Below are 16564 nucleotides of genomic sequence, written 5' to 3' on the forward strand. Positions count from 1 at the left end.
ATTTTAACTTACGGAGATTCGCATGAAGCCGTCCATTATTCTCTATAAAGCGTTACCTGACGATTTACTGCATCGCCTGGAAGAACATTTTACTGTGACTCAGGTGCCTAACCTGCGCCCGGAAACGGTCGCACAGCACGCCGACGCTTTTGCCAATGCAGAAGGTCTGCTGGGCTCCAGTGAAGCCGTCAATACCGCTCTGCTGGAGAAAATGCCCAGGCTGCGTGCGACATCTACGATTTCCGTAGGCTATGACAACTTCGACGTCGATGCCCTCAACGCGCGTAAGGTGCTGTTGATGCACACGCCAACCGTGCTGACGGAAACCGTCGCCGATACGGTAATGGCGCTGGTGTTAAGCACCGCTCGCCGCGTAGTGGAAGTTGCCGAACGGGTAAAGGTCGGCGAATGGACCAAAAGTATCGGACCGGACTGGTTTGGTACCGATGTACACCACAAAACGCTGGGGATTGTCGGTATGGGCCGCATTGGGCTGGCGCTGGCACAACGTGCGCATTTCGGCTTTAACATGCCGATTCTCTATAATGCGCGCCGTCATCATCATGAAGCAGAAGAGCGCTTCAATGCACGTTACTGCGACCTCGATACGCTGTTGCAGGAGTCTGATTTTGTCTGCCTGATCCTGCCGTTAACCGACGAAACGCATCATCTGTTCAGCACCGAGCAGTTTGCCAAAATGAAGTCTTCCGCCATTTTCATTAACGCCGGACGTGGCCCGGTGGTCGATGAAAAAGCGTTGATTACTGCCCTGCAAAAAGGCGAAATTCATGCCGCTGGCCTGGATGTATTTGAGCAAGAGCCATTATCGGTAGACTCACCGCTGCTGTCACTGCCCAACGTGGTGGCCGTACCGCACATTGGTTCAGCCACGCACGAAACGCGCTACAACATGGCGGCCTGTGCGGTGGATAACTTAATCGATGCGCTGCAAGGACGCGTTGAGAAGAACTGCGTAAACCCGCAGGTCGCATCATAAACAAAAGGCCGGGTAGCGCTTACGCTCACCCGGCCTTTCATGTATTACCGTATCTTAATTACTGAGCGGCATTCACCGCAGCAGTCCAGGCCTGATTAAATGCCTGATGCTGAGCAGCCAACGGGCCAATCAGCGTATTGTACTGACTTGCCTGCTGTGACGTTGGGAACTGGATACCGTTGGCGACAAAGCTCACCTGCGTATCCTGCTGCGCCACAAAATCACCAACCTGCACCAGCTGCTGCGTGAAAATTTGCGCGGCAGGGATCAGCGGCTGTAAGGCCTCTGCTGGTGCAGTAACAACTTTGTTGTACACCTGATCAAAGACCGGTTTCAGATCTTCGCCCTGCTTCAGCGCGCCATGCGCAGCATCTGCCTGTAGTTTCGCATTCTGCAACTGTTGCCCTAATACACCTAGCGCACCATTTGCCTGACGCAGCGGTTCACGCTGAGTCACATAATCCTGAGGAACACGAATCGCATTTACGCTATCAACCACCGGACGCAGACCGGAGTCCATCGCCTGATTAACCTGTTGCGAATAGCCATACAGAATCGCGTAATCGGACACAAACGGGCCAAACTGTTTTTTCTGATCGGCGGTCAGCGTTGGTAAACGCTCTCCGCTACGCATTGCAGTATTCTGCAGAAAATCGATAAACGCTTTGCGTTGATCGCCTTCTTTATCAAAACACCCACTCAGGCCAACTACCATTAAGAGCGCCAAAACAGGCGCAAACCAGCGAGAGCAGGACTTACCTGTCGCCATTTTAATACTCCTTTCACCCAAAAATGCGCACAACGACACCCGCGTGCCTGACGTTGACAAGGATAGTCCAGGTCAGCCCCGCAAGATACCCTTTCCGCGTAATCTTGTGGGGGAAAATAACCGTTCCCGCCACCGTTCGTTTTGCTAAACAATGCTGCATTTACCACTCGGCGTCATATTTTAGTCATCTTTACAATCGGAATCGATCGTTCGGAGATCCCGACCTTTATCAGTTCGTTAGCCAGCAAAAGATTGTCACCTGCGATCCGCTGAAACGAATCCATCACACAACCCTTAAATCCGGCTTCATTTTTTCCGACTACTCTTAATGAGCTTCGAAGAAATTCACGATCCCGCTGTGTGATTTGTAGGAGTTCTCAATGGAATACAAAGATCCTATGTTTGAACTGCTAAGCAGTCTGGAGCAGATTGTTTTTAAAGATGTATCGCAGACGGTCACTCTGCCGCAAAAAACCAACCCTTTCACCGAATTTGAACAGCTACGACGAGGGACAGGTTTAAAAACAGATGATTTTGCCCGAGTGATGGGCGTGACGGTCGCGATGGTTCATGAATGGGAGTCTAAACGCGTAAAGCCTTCCACTACCGAATTGAAGTTAATGCGCCTGATTCAGGCAGACCCTAGGTTAAGTAAGCAACTGATGGATTGAACTATTTTTCAATTTTGCTTAAGAACGGTCCTGTTTCAGGGCCGTTCTCTTACGAAGGTTATCCACAAAAAAGAAAATAGTAGTTGCATCCACATGCGTAAAATGAGTTAATGCCCTCAACGGTTTGACGTACAGACCATTACAGCAGTTAGTAAGGCAAGTCCCTTCAAGAGTTATCGTTGATACCCTTCGTAGTGAGCATTTCCTTTACTGTTAAAAAATCTGTAAAGCACGCCATATCGCCGAAAGGCACACTTATTTTTTAAAAGGTAATACACTATGTCCGGTAAAATGACTGGTATCGTAAAATGGTTCAACGCTGACAAAGGTTTCGGCTTCATCACTCCTGACGATGGCTCTAAAGACGTGTTCGTACACTTCTCTGCTATCCAGAACGATGGCTACAAATCTCTGGACGAAGGTCAGAAAGTTTCCTTCACCATCGAAAGCGGCGCTAAAGGCCCGGCAGCTGGCAACGTAACCAGCCTGTAAGCTTAAAAAGCTCAAAATTCTGAATCCCTGCCAAACGGCGGGGATTTTTTTTATCTGTACTTCGCAGCACATCCCACCTAAACGCTTCTTTGCATTACTTTACCCGTCGCCCCTTTGACCTTTCCCTAAGGGCAAGCTTTATAGTGAGCCAGTCTATATTCCACAATTTTCACAAGGAATTGAAGCTATGTCGAAATCCTCACTGCTGCTGATTTTAGGTTTGCTCACTACAGGTACTGCGTTCGCGGCAACGCCGGAAGCTACTTTTCTGGCCGAACACGGGCTTAGCGGGAAATCCGTCGAACAAATCGTAGAGACGATTGATCAGTCACCGCAGAGTCGCCCGCTGCCGTACTCAGCGTCCATCACCAGCACCGCGTTGAAGCTCTCTTCGGGCGATCAGGTTTATACCCTGCCGCTCGGTGACAAGTTCTATCTGTCGTTTGCCCCGTATGAATGGCAAACACATCCTTGTTTCAACCACAGCCTTTCTGGCTGCCAGGGCGAAATGCCGGAGAAGACATTCAATGTCAAAGTGACGGATAACAAGGGTGATGTGGTGGTACAAAAAGCGATGAAGAGCGGCCGTAATGGCTTTGTCGGGGTATGGCTACCGCGCAATATGGAAGGCACCATCGCAGTGAGCTACAACGGTAAAACGGCGGAGTATCCTATTAAGACGATGGAAGACAGCCAGACCTGTCTGACAAAATTGCAGTTGCACTAATAACATAAAAAAATGCCGGATGGCGCAATGCTTATCCGGCCTACTGGTGTTTCTCTCGTAGGCCGGATAAGGCGAAGCCGCAATCCGGCATTTTCTAAGTCAGCGCAGGGCCGTTACTGCAACAGAGAAATATCTGCCACGCGCAGGAACAGCTCGCGCAGTTTTTCGAGCATAGACAGACGGTTAATACGCAGATCTTTATCTTCTACGTTGACCATCACTTTCTCGAAGAACGCATCAACCGGTTCACGCAGTTCCGCCAACTCAACCAGCGCTTCCTGGTAACGACCGGCAGCGAAGACAGGCTCCAGCTTATCGCGCAGCACAACCACCTGCATCGCCAGCGCAATTTCTTCCGGCTCTTTCAGCGTTGCCGCATTCACGCGGTCATTCAGCGTCTCTTCAGACTTCGCCAGGATGTTCGATACACGCTTGTTCGCGGCAGCCAGCGCGGACGCGGCTTCCAGCGTACGGAAGTGCGAAACCGCCTTCATACGTGCGTCAAAATCAGCCGGACGAGTCGGACGACGTGCCAGTACGGCCTGAATAGTGTCGACGGTATAACCTTCGTCCTGATACCAGGCGCGGAAGCGACCGAGCATAAAGTCGATAACGTCATCCACCACGTTGGCGTTGGTCAGCTTGTCACCATACAGACGAACCGCTTCTTCGGTCAGCGTTTGCAGATCCAGATTCAGGTTCTTCTCAACGATAATACGCAGCACACCCAGCGCAGCACGACGCAGCGCAAACGGGTCTTTGTCGCCTTTCGGATGCTGACCGATACCGAAGATACCCGCCAGGGTGTCCATCTTGTCAGCAATCGCCACGGCACAAGCTACCGGGTTCGACGGCAGGTCATCACCGGCAAAACGCGGCTGATACTGCTCGTTCAGCGCCACAGCTACATCTTCTGCTTCGCCATCGTGACGCGCGTAGTGCATGCCCATCACACCCTGGGTGTCGGTGAACTCGAAGACCATGTTGGTCATCAGGTCACACTTGGACAGCAGGCCAGCACGCGTTGCGTGGTTAACATCAGCGCCAATCTGACCAGCAATCCAGCCCGCCAGCGCCTGGATACGGTCAGTCTTGTCGCGCAGCGTACCCAGTTGCTGTTGGAACAGCACGGTTTGCAGACGCGGCAGATGGTCTTCCAGACGTTTTTTACGGTCGGTATTGAAGAAGAACTCGGCATCCGCCAGGCGCGGACGAACGACTTTCTCGTTACCGGAGATAATCTGGATCGGATCTTTCGATTCGATGTTGGCAACGAAGATAAAGTTCGGCAGCAGTTTGCCGTCGTTCGCGTAAACCGGGAAGTACTTCTGGTCACCTTTCATGGTGTGTACCAGCGCTTCAGACGGAACAGCGAGGAATTTCTCTTCGAATTTCGCGGTCAGCACTACCGGCCATTCCACCAGCGAGGTGACTTCTTCCAGCAGGCTTTCGCTCAGGTCAGCGTTACCGCCAATCTTACGCGCCGCTTCTTCAGCATCGGCTTTGATTTTCGCTTTACGCTCAGCGTAATCCGCAATTACTTTGCCGCGCTCACGCAGGATTTCCGGGTACTGATCGGCAGAATCGATGGTGAATTCCGGCTCGCCCATAAAGCGGTGTCCACGGATCACGCGATCGGACTGAATGCCCAGAATCGTTGCCGGAATCACTTTGTCGCCCAACAGCAGGGTCACGGTGTGAACCGGACGCACGAAGTGGACATCAGACGCGCCCCAGCGCATCAGTTTCGGGATAGGCAGCTTCGCCAGTGACGTGGCGATCATGTTTGGCAGCAGCGTTTCTGCGCTTTCGCCTTTTACATGCGCACGGTACAGCAGCCATTCGCCTTTGTCGGTAGTCAGACGCTCAGCCTGATCAACCGTGATACCGCAGCCACGTGCCCAACCTTCTGCCGCTTTGCTCGGTTTGCCTTCAGCGTCAAACGCCTGAGCAATGGCCGGACCGCGTTTTTCAACTTCGCGATCGGGTTGAGATTCCGCCAGATTCGCGACTTTCAGCGCCAGACGACGCGGCGCGGCGAACCACTCAACGTTGCCGTGCGCGATGCCAGCGTTATCCAGCTCCGCGGTAAAGTTTGCAGCAAAGGACTCAGCCAGGCTGCGCAGTGCTTTTGGTGGCAGCTCTTCAGTGCCGATTTCCACCAGAAAAGTTTTCTCAGACATGGCCGCCTCTTATTTGTCTTTGTTGCACATCGGGAAGCCAAGGGCTTCACGGGAAGCGTAGTAAGCTTCTGCCACTGCTTTGGTCAGGGTGCGAATGCGCAGGATATAGCGCTGACGCTCAGTGACGGAGATGGCTTTACGCGCATCCAGCAGGTTGAAGCTATGGGCGGCTTTCAGAATGCGTTCATACGCAGGCAGCGGCAGCGGATTTTCCAGCGCCAGCAGCTGCTGCGCCTCTTTCTCGTACTGCTCGAAGCAGGTGAACAGGAAGTCCACGTCGGCGTATTCAAAGTTGTAGGTGGATTGCTCCACTTCGTTCTGATGGAACACGTCGCCGTAAGTAGTTTTACCCAGCGGGCCGTCGCTCCAGACCAGGTCGTAAACGCTGTCTACGCCCTGAATGTACATGGCCAGACGTTCCAGACCGTAAGTAATTTCCCCGGTTACTGGCTTACATTCCAGGCCACCAACCTGCTGGAAGTAGGTGAACTGCGTCACTTCCATGCCGTTCAGCCACACTTCCCAACCCAGACCCCAGGCACCCAGCGTCGGGTTTTCCCAGTTATCTTCCACGAAACGGATATCGTGAATGGTCGGGTCCATACCCAGTTCTTTCAGAGAACCCAGGTACAGCTCCTGAATGTTGTCCGGAGACGGCTTAATCACTACCTGGAACTGATAGTAATGCTGTAAGCGGTTCGGGTTTTCGCCATAGCGGCCATCGGTCGGACGACGAGAAGGCTGCACATAAGCAGTCGCCATCGGCTCCGGCCCCAGCGCACGCAGGCAGGTCATTGGGTGAGATGTTCCCGCGCCGACTTCCATGTCCAATGGTTGAACGATGGTGCAGCCCTGGCGAGCCCAGTAATCCTGTAAGGTCAGGATCAAGCCCTGGAAGGTCCTGGTATCAAACTTTTGCATATTATTTCGTGCTGGATACGTGTGGATTTAAAGGAAGCGGTCAGTATACCCGCTGGCTGCAAGATATACAGTACGAAACGGGAAAAAGGGGGAACTTAGCGCATGGAAAGGTGCAAAAACTGCCCGTCTGCATCAAAAGAACAGACAAAACTCTCTTTACGGAAGGTAGAACCACGCATCTCATAGCTGCCCTGGAATTGTTCCAGTCCAGAGATATCAATTTTCTGCGCGCCAGTGTTGTAGCGTTGCGCCGCCTCATTTTTGCACAATGACTCCATATCCAGCGAACGTGTGGCACTGACCTTAACCTTTTGCGCTTTCTGCGCAGGTGCAGACGATTGTGTGTCAGCGCACGCTACCAGCAAAAGGGCAGCGATCGCGGGAAAGAAATACTTCATCATCATTTTATTACCGCCTGGTTTGCTGGTCAGTCTTATTATTAGTGTCTGGAAACAGATCCTATTTTGAGAATCTCATCAGACCATCTCAAGCTTTAGCGTAAGAACTCGGATTATTCCAGTGAGCTACGTTCGCAAAATATCGGTCAGACTTTTTTTAATGGACACAGAGGAACTGATGCAGCCCAAAATTTTCTGGATTGATAACCTGCGCGGGATAGCCTGTTTAATGGTCGTGATGATCCACACCACAACCTGGTACATCACCAATGCGCAAAGCGTCAGCCCGTTGAATTGGGATCTGGCTAACGTGCTCAATTCAGCCTCTCGCGTCAGCGTTCCGCTGTTCTTTATGATTTCGGGCTATCTGTTCTTTGGTGAGCGTAGCGCCAAACCGCGCCATTTCCTGCGCATCGCACTTTGCATTCTGTTCTACAGCAGCGTGGCGCTGGCCTATATCCTGCTGTTTACCTCAATCAACGCAGAGCTGTCGCTGAAGAACCTGCTGCAAAAGCCGGTGTTCTATCACCTGTGGTTTTTCTTCGCGATCGCCGTCATCTACCTGGTTTCTCCGCTGATACAGGTGAAAAATATCAGCGGCAAGATGCTACTGGCGCTCATGGTTGTGATTGGGGTGATTGCCAATCCCAACACCGTCTCGCAAAAAATCGGCGGCTTTGAGTGGCTCCCAGTCAACCTGTACATCAGTGGCGATACTTTCTATTACATCCTGTACGGCATGCTGGGCCGGGCGATTGGCATGATGGATACGCAAAAGCGTGCGCTCAGCTGGCTCTGTGCGGCGGTATTTATTACCGCAGTATTTATTATTTCTCGTGGCACATTGCATGAACTGCGCTGGCGAGGCAATTTTGCCGACACCTGGTACCTCTACTGCGGCCCAGCGGTATTTATTTGCGCCGCCTCGCTCCTGACGCTGGTCAAAAATACGCTCAGCACACGTACCCTGCCGCTACTGGGCCTTATTTCTCGCCATTCATTGGGCATTTATGGTTTTCATGCGCTGATCATTCACGCACTACGTACCAACGGAATTGAACTCAAAAACTGGCCACCGCTGGATATGCTGTGGATTTTTAGCGCCACGCTGGCAGGAAGTTTACTGTTGTCTATTCTGTTGCAGCGTATTGATACGCGTAGGCTGGTGAGTTAGGTGTCTCCAGGCAGCGCCTGATTACGCGAACGCTGCAGTAAAAATTGCCCCATTAAACAGACGAAGAATGCTGCCGGGTATAACCCTATTTCGAAGGGCGCCAACGGGGCATTCCACACCCCCACCAGCAACAACCCTGCCGTGATGAGCGCCACCATCTGACATACGGAAGCGAAGCGTTCATCGTTTTGATTGAGATTTACTGCGCGCTGATAGGCATACGTTACGAACATCCCCGTCATCAGCGCCCCCAAAAAATACCCCTTGCCGCTCAATAACGGGCATGCGCGCCATAAACCGATACTGTAAGTCAGTATGCCTGAGAGGAATAATATCCATGGCAACAGCCTGGTTGTCTTCATTGGGATCTCCTTATCCATCATGGATACAATATGAATAACCCGCTAAAGACAACACAGAAAAAAGCGACTACGCAGGACTTTCAGAATACATCCATACGTGTAACTTATTATTTTTGTGGATATATGTATGCGGCAAATTCCCCTCTGCTAGCCAGAGGGGAAAGTGGTCAGGACATCAGCGGTTGTAATTGCTGATAGATACGACGGAAGGTTTCTCGACGCTGTTGATAACGAGCATGACGCTCCGCGTCAGGATAATGCGCCTGCTCCAGCGTAAGCTGAGGCAGTAACTCTGATAACGACGTTTGCGGATTCATGGCAACTTGCGCCAGGCGCGCCGCGCCGAGTGCAGGGCCAACGTCACCGCCGGTACGGTAATCCAACTGCAATCCGCTGATGTCAGATAGCATCTGACGCCAGTATTCACTGCGTGCCCCACCGCCGATCAGCGTAATGCTGGCGGGCTGAACGCCACAGGCATGTACCACGTCCATACCGTCAGCCAGAGCGAAACCCACACCTTCCAGCACCGCCTGTGCCAGTTCTGCCGGACCATGCTGATGCGTCAGACCGAAAAATACGCCCTTAGCCTGCGGATTGTTATGCGGCGTACGCTCGCCGGACAAATAAGGTAAAAACCAGACCGGCTCCGCGTGTTCATCCGCCTGTTGCGCAGCGTCAATCAACGCAGGAACGCTCGCCAGTCCAGTTAATTTTGCCGCCCAGTCCAGACACGATGCTGCACTTAACATTACAGACATCAGATGCCATCGCTCAGGCAAAGCATGGCAAAAACTGTGAACCGCACTTTCCGGTTTGCTAAGGAAACCATCACTCACCGCAAAATAGACGCCGGATGTCCCCAGCGAAAGCATCGCCTGACCGGCATTCATCATGCCTACGCCAACCGCGCCCGCCGCGTTATCACCGCCTCCGGCAACAACCGCAACCTCCTGCATTCCCCAGGCTTTAGCGACGTCTGGCAATAAGGTTCCGGTAATCTCGCTGCCTTCATAGAGCGCAGGCATATGTGCGCGAGTCAGTTTACAGGCAGCCAGCATGACATCGCTCCAGTCACGCTTCGCGACATCCAGCCACATTGTCCCTGCCGCATCAGACATATCGCTGGCAAAATCACCGGTCATGCGCAAACGCAGGTAATCTTTCGGCAGCAGGACTTTATCAATCTGGTTGAAAATCTCCGGCTCGTGGCGTTGCACCCACAGCAGTTTTGGCGCGGTAAAGCCAGGCATCATCAGGTTGCCAGTGATGGCTCGAGACTGCGGAACCTGACTCTCCAGCATCACGCACTCTTCAGCACAGCGACCGTCGTTCCATAAGATAGCCGGACGCAATACCTTCTGTTGTTCATCCAGTAGCGTCGCGCCGTGCATCTGCCCGGCAATCCCCAACGCTTTCACCTCGCGGAGTGAATGCTGCTGGCCCAGTGCTTTTACCGCGCGATCCGTTGCCAGCCACCACTGCTCAGGGTCTTGTTCTGACCATAACGGGTGCGGGCGCGAGACGGTGAGTTTCTCCGTTTTTGAAGCCACCACATCGCCCTGCTCATTGAGCAGAATGGCCTTTACGCCTGATGTGCCAAGATCTATCCCGATATACATAAGGCATCGTTCCTTAAAGAAAGGCCCGGTAGCGCTAGCTGACCGGGCTTACGAACGTTCTCAGAGACCCGTTATTTGTCGAACAAATAATGGTTTACCAGATTTTCCAGCAATTCCTGATGACCGCTCTGGTGCACTGGCGCCAGGTTATGTTGTTCAGCGTACTGCGCAATTTCTGTCAGCGTCATCTGGCCTTTCAGAATTTGCTGGCCCAGCTCACCATTCCAACCGGCATAACGTTTAGCCACACGCTGATCCAGGCCACCGTCTTCAATCATACGGGCCGCAATTTTCAGCGACAGCGCCATGGTATCCATCGCGCCAATATGACCATAGAACAGATCGTATTTATCGGTGCTCTGACGACGTACTTTGGCATCAAAGTTCAGGCCGCCGGTAGTGAAGCCGCCCGCTTTCAGGATTTCGTACATCACCAAGGCATTCTCTTCTACGCTGTTCGGGAACTGGTCGGTATCCCAGCCCAGCTGTGCGTCACCGCGGTTGGCATCGACAGAGCCAAACAGACCCAGCGCGATAGCGGTGGCGATTTCGTGATGGAACGAATGGCCTGCAAGCGTAGCGTGGTTGGCTTCGATATTCAGTTTGATCTCTTTTTCCAGACCGAACTGCTTGAGGAATCCGTACACGGTTGCCGCATCGTAGTCGTACTGGTGCTTGGTCGGTTCCTGCGGTTTCGGCTCAATAAGCAAAGTGCCCTGGAAACCAGTTTTGTGTTTGTGTTCCACGACTAATTGCATGAAACGACCAATCTGCTCACGTTCCTGACGCAGATCGGTATTCAGCAGTGTTTCATAACCTTCACGGCCGCCCCACAGAACGTAGTTTTCACCACCTAACTTGTGCGTGGCATCCATGGCCGTAACCACCTGCGTGGCGGCCCAGCTGAACACTTCTGGATCTGGGTTTGTGGCCGCACCCGCACCGTAGCGTGGGTTAGTGAAGCAGTTTGCTGTACCCCACAGCAGCTTCACGCCGCTCTGTTCCTGTTTTGCCGCCAGCACATCAACCATCTGCGCAAAGTTGTTTTTGTACTCTTTCAAAGACGCGCCTTCCGGCGAAACATCCACGTCATGGAAGCAGTAGTAAGGCACGTTCAGCTTGTGGAAAAACTCAAATGCCACATCCGCTTTGCGTTTCGCCAGCGCCAGAGCTTCACCAGGCTGCTGCCATGGACGATCGAAAGCGCCCATACCGAACATATCCGCCCCGTTCCAGCAGAAGGTATGCCAGTAGCAGGTCGCAAAACGCAGATGATCTTCCATGCGCTTGCCCAATACGATTTCGTCAGGGTTGTAATGGCGAAATGCGAGCGGGTTGGTGGATTGAGTGCCTTCGAAACGAACACGATCGAGTTGGTCAAAATAAGCCGGCATAATAAGCTCCATAATCAGGTAATACGGCAAGTAAACTGCGATATGGCTATACTGGAATTTCCTGATTTATTGCTCAATTACGTTATTTCACACCGCCATTAAGAGAATACCCAAACGTGCGCTGGCTCCCAAAAAAACGCGCTAAATAAAGAAATAAAAAAGCGATCGCGATCGAAGGTTAGTCATTAAACAAAAAACCGTAATGCGCAGATAAAAAATGACAATTGTCATCCCGCGACCAGTATGTAAATTTTGCGTAGCCTCAGGCAATCAGGAATTTTGTCACGCTTCATCAAGCAGTCGTACCTGCGGTTTTGCTAGTATCGACAGGCCCACGTTAACCTTTCCAGGACAGGTTCTTATGTTTGATAAACGTCACCGCATCACTCTGCTATTTAATGCCAATAAAGCCTACGACCGCCAGGTGGTAGAAGGTGTGGGTGAATATTTACAGGCATCGCAATCCGAGTGGGATATATTCATTGAGGAAGATTTCCGCGCCCGTATCGATAATATTAAAGACTGGTTAGGCGACGGCGTTATTGCTGATTATGACGATGATGATATTGCGCAATTACTTGCCGATGTTGAAGTTCCCATCATCGGCGTTGGAGGCTCCTACCATCTGGAGCAAGATTATCCACCGGTACATTACATCGCCACCGACAACCATGCGTTGGTAGAAAGCGCTTTCCTGCACCTGAAGGAAAAAGGGGTTAACCGCTTTGCATTCTATGGTCTGCCATCGTCAAGCGGCAAACGCTGGGCCGCGGAACGTGAATATGCGTTTTGCCAGCTGGTTGCCAAAGAGAAGTACCGCGGCGTTGTCTATCAGGGGCTGGAAACCGCACCGGAAAACTGGCAGCACGCGCAAAATCGTCTGGCGGACTGGCTACAAACACTACCGCCGCAAACCGGTATTATCGCCGTTACCGATGCACGAGCACGACACGTCCTGCAAGTTTGCGAACACCTGCATATTCCGGTTCCGGAAAAGCTGTGTGTGATTGGGATCGACAACGAAGAACTGACCCGCTATCTGTCGCGGGTGGCGCTTTCATCCGTGGCTCAGGGAGCCAGGCAGATGGGGTATCAGGCCGCTAAGCTCTTACATCGTTTACTGGCAAATGAAGAGCTGCCGCTGCAACGTACACTGGTTCCTCCGGTGCGCGTCATTGAACGCCGCTCAACCGACTACCGTTCATTAACCGATCCGGCGGTGATTCAGGCGATGCACTTTATCCGCAACCATGCCTGTAAAGGTATTAAGGTTGAACAAGTGCTGGATTCAGTGGGGATTTCTCGTTCGAATCTGGAGAAGCGTTTTAAAGAAGAAGTTGGAGAGACTATCCACGCCGTGATTCATGCCGAAAAGCTGGAAAAAGCGCGCAGCCTGTTGATATCTACCACGCTTTCAATCAACGAAATCTCACAGATGTGCGGCTATCCGTCTCTGCAATACTTTTATTCGGTCTTTAAGAAAGAGTATGACACGACGCCCAAAGAGTATCGCGATGTGAACAGCGAAGTGTTGCTGTGAGGATTATTGCCGGATGCGGCGAAGCCGCCATCCGGCACACAGAATTACATATGCGCGGCGATTAAACGCTGGTTATCCTGATACATTGCGAACAGATAGTTGTTGTAGCTCTGTCCTTTAGTGGAATAACCCTTCAGCTTATGAATCATCGCGGTAGCGGTGACTTCCTGATCGGCTTTACGCAGCTGCGCACGTGACTTACGGAATGAAGAGTAAGCCGGATGCGTGTTCAGGTTGATGACGTAAGCATTCACCGACTCTTTCACCGATTCAAACTGTGAGTAGCCTTTCACCTTACCCGGGGCATTGTTACAACGACCTTTGCCACATTTCATGCCAAACAGGTTGTTGTTGCTACGCGCCAGCTTCGACGTACCCCAGCCACTTTCAGCCGCAGCCATGGTTGCCACCATACTGGTCGGGATAATGTCTACGCGCTCAAGCAGCGTATTCCATGGGATTTTACGCGTGTTGCCAGACCAGCTCACCTTGTAGCGCTTCGCGATGTCTTTCATACGCGTACGCTCAGTCGGTGACCAGCGGTTCTGGTACTGTTTTGAAATCAGCCAGTTACGGTCCGCCGTAATGGCAGCATTTTGACTGGTAATATAAGGCATAACCGTCCGGAGAAACGCTTTTTTCCTTGGTGTTCCGGAAGGGTATTTTCGCAAATCAGGAAGTGAACTACTCTTTGCACTATTGCGAGAATACTCTTGTTTACTGCTTACCTGTGTATTACTTGTCTTGATTACCTGGGGCTTGTGACTCGTTGTCGCCGTGTGTGTCTTTGCCAGCACCTCACCCGAAAATGCAACGGTGAGTAACATAAGAATCATTGCCCCATATCGTCGAATGGGAGTCAATATCATTAGGTCTCCTGGTCGGATTTATACATTCCAACACCTTATATTTTTCACAAAAATGAGAGATGAATCTCAAATCATATCAAAAATAGCCGTCAAGAGCACCCAAAGGAATAGTCCAATTCTGAAACCATGTCACGCATTAACGGTTCAGGGTGCTATTAATTCGAAGAAAATGTGGAGGTTATCGCAAAATAAGTTCATTTTTTGCGCGCGATCGCTCACCCTCACTTCTCCTCCTGGCGGAATCGACTCAAAGGAGGAGTTTCCGGCCTGATTTCACTGGCAAACTGGCGAAAATCGCAGCACCAAGGACAGCATTATGAAACTTGCCGCCGTTGCGCTGGCGCTCATGCCCGGCATTGCCATCGCCTCATCATGGACTTCTCAGGGACTCCCCACCTTCGAAGCGGAAGGTACGGGTAAATTCGTCAGCCATGCAGCGTTGACGAAGGGTACGCGTCCTTTAATCCTAAATTTTGACCAACAGTGCTGGCAGCCTGCTGATGCGATAAAACTCAACCAGATGCTGTCGCTAAAACCGTGTGAAGGCGCCCCGCCGCAATGGCGCTTATTCAAAGACGGCGATTACACGCTGGAAGTGGATACCCGCTCCGGAACGCCAACGTTGATGCTCTCGGTAAAAAGCGCAGCAGACCCTGTCACGACCCAGATTCGCCAGTGCCCGAAATGGGATGGTTCGCCGTTAACACTGGATGTGAGCCAGACCTTTCCGGAAGGTGCCGTGGTGCGCGATTTCTACAGCCAGAAAACGGCAACGGTAAAAAATGGGACAATTACCCTACAGCCTGCCGCAGCCAGTAACGGACTGTTGCTGCTGGAACGGGCGGAAACCGATGCCCCGGCCGCTTTCGACTGGCATAACGCTACGGTGTATTTCGTCCTGACAGACCGCTTTGTAAATGGTGACCCGAGCAACGACCACAGCTACGGTCGGCGCAGCGATGGCATGCAGGAAATTGGCACCTTCCACGGGGGCGATTTACGCGGTCTTGCCAGCAAACTCGACTATCTGCAACAACTGGGCGTCAATGCGTTATGGATCAGCGCGCCGTTTGAGCAAATCCACGGCTGGGTCGGCGGTGGCACCAAAGGCGATTTCCCCCATTATGCTTACCACGGCTATTACACTCAGGACTGGACCACGCTCGATGCGAATATGGGTAATGAAGCTGACCTGCGTGCGCTGGTTGACGGCGCGCACCAGCGCGGCATTCGCATCCTGTTTGATGTCGTCATGAATCATACCGGCTACGCCACGCTGGCGGATATGCAGGAGTATCAGTTTGGGGCCCTGTACTTGTCGGGCCATGAACTGAAAAACACGCTCGGTGAACGCTGGACGGACTGGAAGCCAGCCGCCGGGCAAAGCTGGCACAGCTTTAATGATTACATCAACTTCAGCGATAAAGCAGGCTGGGAAAAATGGTGGGGGAAAAACTGGATCCGCACCGATATTGGCGATTACGACAATCCGGGTTTTGACGACCTGACCATGTCGCTGGCTTTCCTGCCCGATCTGAAAACCGAATCCACCACGCCTTCCGGGCTGCCAAACTTTTATCAACACAAACCGGATACGCACGCTAAAGCTATTGCTGGTTATACGCCCCGCGATTATCTGACCCACTGGCTCAGCCAGTGGGTGCGTGATTACGGGATTGACGGGTTTCGGGTCGATACCGCCAAACACGTCGAACTTCCCGCCTGGCAGCAGTTAAAAACACAGGCCAGCGCGGCGCTGGTTGAATGGAAGAAAGCGAACCCGGATAAAGCGCTTGATGACAAACCTTTCTGGATGACCGGCGAGGCCTGGGGTCACGGCGTGATGCAAAGCGACTATTACCGTCACGGCTTTGATGCGATGATCAATTTCGACTATCAGGAGCAGGCGGCAAAGGCCGTCGATTGTCTGGCAAATATGGATGTCACCTGGCAACAAATGGCTGAAAAACTACAGGATTTCAACGTTCTGAGCTATCTTTCCTCGCACGATACGCGTCTGTTCCGCGAAGGTGGAGACAAAGCCGCCGAGCTATTGCTGCTGGCGCCAGGCGCGGTACAACTCTTTTACGGAGACGAGTCGGCCCGGCCCTTTGGACCAACAGGTTCAGACCCATTGCAGGGTACGCGCTCAGAAATGAACTGGCCGGATGTGGCCGGGAAATCTGCCGCCAGCGTCACTCATTGGCAGCGCATCAGTCAGTTCCGGGCCAGACATCCCGCCATCGGTGCTGGTAAACAGACCACGCTGACATTGAAGCAGGGATACGGATTTATCCGCGAGCATGGCGACGATAAGGTGATGGTGGTGTGGGCCGGTCAGCCCTGATCCCAACAGGCTTCTCGCTGTGCATACAGCGGGAAGCCCAACACAAAATAAAAAACCAGCCAGGCAAACATCTGTAGCACAAAACATCAATCCAGCCC

At 52.2% G+C, this 16564-nt stretch carries 15 protein-coding genes; 7 read left to right on the forward strand and 8 right to left on the reverse strand.

The features are described from left to right. Positions 1–22: 22 nt before the first annotated feature. A complete protein-coding gene (gene ghrB, locus OGX97_RS13720) occupies positions 23–997 on the forward strand; it encodes a glyoxylate/hydroxypyruvate reductase GhrB (RefSeq protein ID WP_235126210.1) in 975 nt (324 codons plus the stop codon). A gap of 58 nt (positions 998–1055) precedes the next feature. On the opposite strand, the gene OGX97_RS13725 is transcribed toward ghrB, so the two are convergent. Next, entirely contained in the window at positions 1056–1766 is a 711-nt protein-coding gene (locus tag OGX97_RS13725; protein WP_003827386.1) for a DUF3053 domain-containing protein, read from the reverse strand. Between the two features lie 380 nt (positions 1767–2146). Between OGX97_RS13725 and OGX97_RS13730 the strand changes: the two genes are divergently transcribed. From OGX97_RS13730 to cueP, 3 genes are all read left to right on the forward strand, one after another. Beyond that, entirely contained in the window at positions 2147–2437 is a 291-nt protein-coding gene (locus OGX97_RS13730) for an HTH-type transcriptional regulator (RefSeq protein WP_003827383.1), read from the forward strand. Positions 2438–2716: 279 nt separating this feature from the next. After that, positions 2717–2929 carry a transcription antiterminator/RNA stability regulator CspE gene (gene cspE, locus OGX97_RS13735; RefSeq protein ID WP_000014594.1) on the forward strand — a complete coding sequence of 71 codons (213 nt, stop codon included), beginning with the start codon at positions 2717–2719 and terminating at the stop codon, positions 2927–2929. 187 nt (positions 2930–3116) lie between these two features. Then, entirely contained in the window at positions 3117–3656 is a 540-nt protein-coding gene (cueP, locus tag OGX97_RS13740; RefSeq protein WP_100271776.1) for a copper-binding periplasmic metallochaperone CueP, read from the forward strand. 113 nt (positions 3657–3769) lie between these two features. On the opposite strand, the gene glyS is transcribed toward cueP, so the two are convergent. The 3 genes from glyS to OGX97_RS13755 all read right to left on the reverse strand — a co-directional run bounded on the left by glyS (position 3770) and on the right by OGX97_RS13755 (position 7164). Beyond that, positions 3770–5839, reverse strand: a complete 2070-nt coding sequence (gene glyS, locus OGX97_RS13745; RefSeq protein ID WP_008786433.1) for a glycine--tRNA ligase subunit beta — start codon at positions 5837–5839, stop codon at positions 3770–3772. A gap of 9 nt (positions 5840–5848) precedes the next feature. Then, positions 5849–6760 (reverse strand): glycine--tRNA ligase subunit alpha, encoded by a 912-nt coding sequence (glyQ, locus tag OGX97_RS13750; protein ID WP_001168551.1) that lies wholly within the window; start codon positions 6758–6760, stop codon positions 5849–5851. A gap of 95 nt (positions 6761–6855) precedes the next feature. Beyond that, on the reverse strand, positions 6856–7164 hold the full coding sequence (locus tag OGX97_RS13755; RefSeq protein ID WP_020996059.1) for a YsaB family lipoprotein: 309 nt from the start codon (positions 7162–7164) through the stop codon (positions 6856–6858). Positions 7165–7336: 172 nt separating this feature from the next. Between OGX97_RS13755 and OGX97_RS13760 the strand changes: the two genes are divergently transcribed. Next, the gene (locus tag OGX97_RS13760; protein WP_071446723.1) at positions 7337–8332 is read left to right on the forward strand and encodes an acyltransferase; all 996 of its coding nucleotides are present in this window, start codon (positions 7337–7339) and stop codon (positions 8330–8332) included. On the opposite strand, the gene yiaB is transcribed toward OGX97_RS13760, so the two are convergent. The 3 genes from yiaB to xylA all read right to left on the reverse strand — a co-directional run bounded on the left by yiaB (position 8329) and on the right by xylA (position 11710). After that, entirely contained in the window at positions 8329–8694 is a 366-nt protein-coding gene (gene yiaB / locus OGX97_RS13765) for an inner membrane protein YiaB (RefSeq protein WP_048227297.1), read from the reverse strand. The two genes, OGX97_RS13760 and yiaB, sit on opposite strands and share 4 nt — an antisense overlap. A gap of 167 nt (positions 8695–8861) precedes the next feature. Then, a complete protein-coding gene (gene xylB, locus OGX97_RS13770) occupies positions 8862–10316 on the reverse strand; it encodes a xylulokinase (protein ID WP_153687817.1) in 1455 nt (484 codons plus the stop codon). A gap of 71 nt (positions 10317–10387) precedes the next feature. Beyond that, the gene (gene xylA / locus OGX97_RS13775) at positions 10388–11710 is read right to left on the reverse strand and encodes a xylose isomerase (RefSeq protein ID WP_235126201.1); all 1323 of its coding nucleotides are present in this window, start codon (positions 11708–11710) and stop codon (positions 10388–10390) included. Positions 11711–12071: 361 nt separating this feature from the next. Here xylA and xylR point away from each other — a divergent pair, with 361 nt between their 5' ends. Beyond that, on the forward strand, positions 12072–13250 hold the full coding sequence (xylR, locus tag OGX97_RS13780; RefSeq protein WP_003827365.1) for a D-xylose utilization transcriptional activator XylR: 1179 nt from the start codon (positions 12072–12074) through the stop codon (positions 13248–13250). A 44-nt stretch (positions 13251–13294) separates the two neighbouring features. Here the strand turns inward: xylR and OGX97_RS13785 are convergent, their stop codons facing one another. Continuing rightward, positions 13295–14119, reverse strand: a complete 825-nt coding sequence (locus OGX97_RS13785) for a protein bax (protein WP_008786441.1) — start codon at positions 14117–14119, stop codon at positions 13295–13297. A 316-nt stretch (positions 14120–14435) separates the two neighbouring features. Between OGX97_RS13785 and malS the strand changes: the two genes are divergently transcribed. Beyond that, positions 14436–16466, forward strand: coding sequence for an alpha-amylase (gene malS / locus OGX97_RS13790; protein WP_235126199.1), 2031 nt, complete (start codon positions 14436–14438; stop codon positions 16464–16466). Positions 16467–16564: the final 98 nt, after the last annotated feature.

Source organism: Citrobacter sp. Cpo061 (assembly GCF_030332845.1).
Taxonomy (GTDB): domain Bacteria; phylum Pseudomonadota; class Gammaproteobacteria; order Enterobacterales; family Enterobacteriaceae; genus Citrobacter; species Citrobacter portucalensis.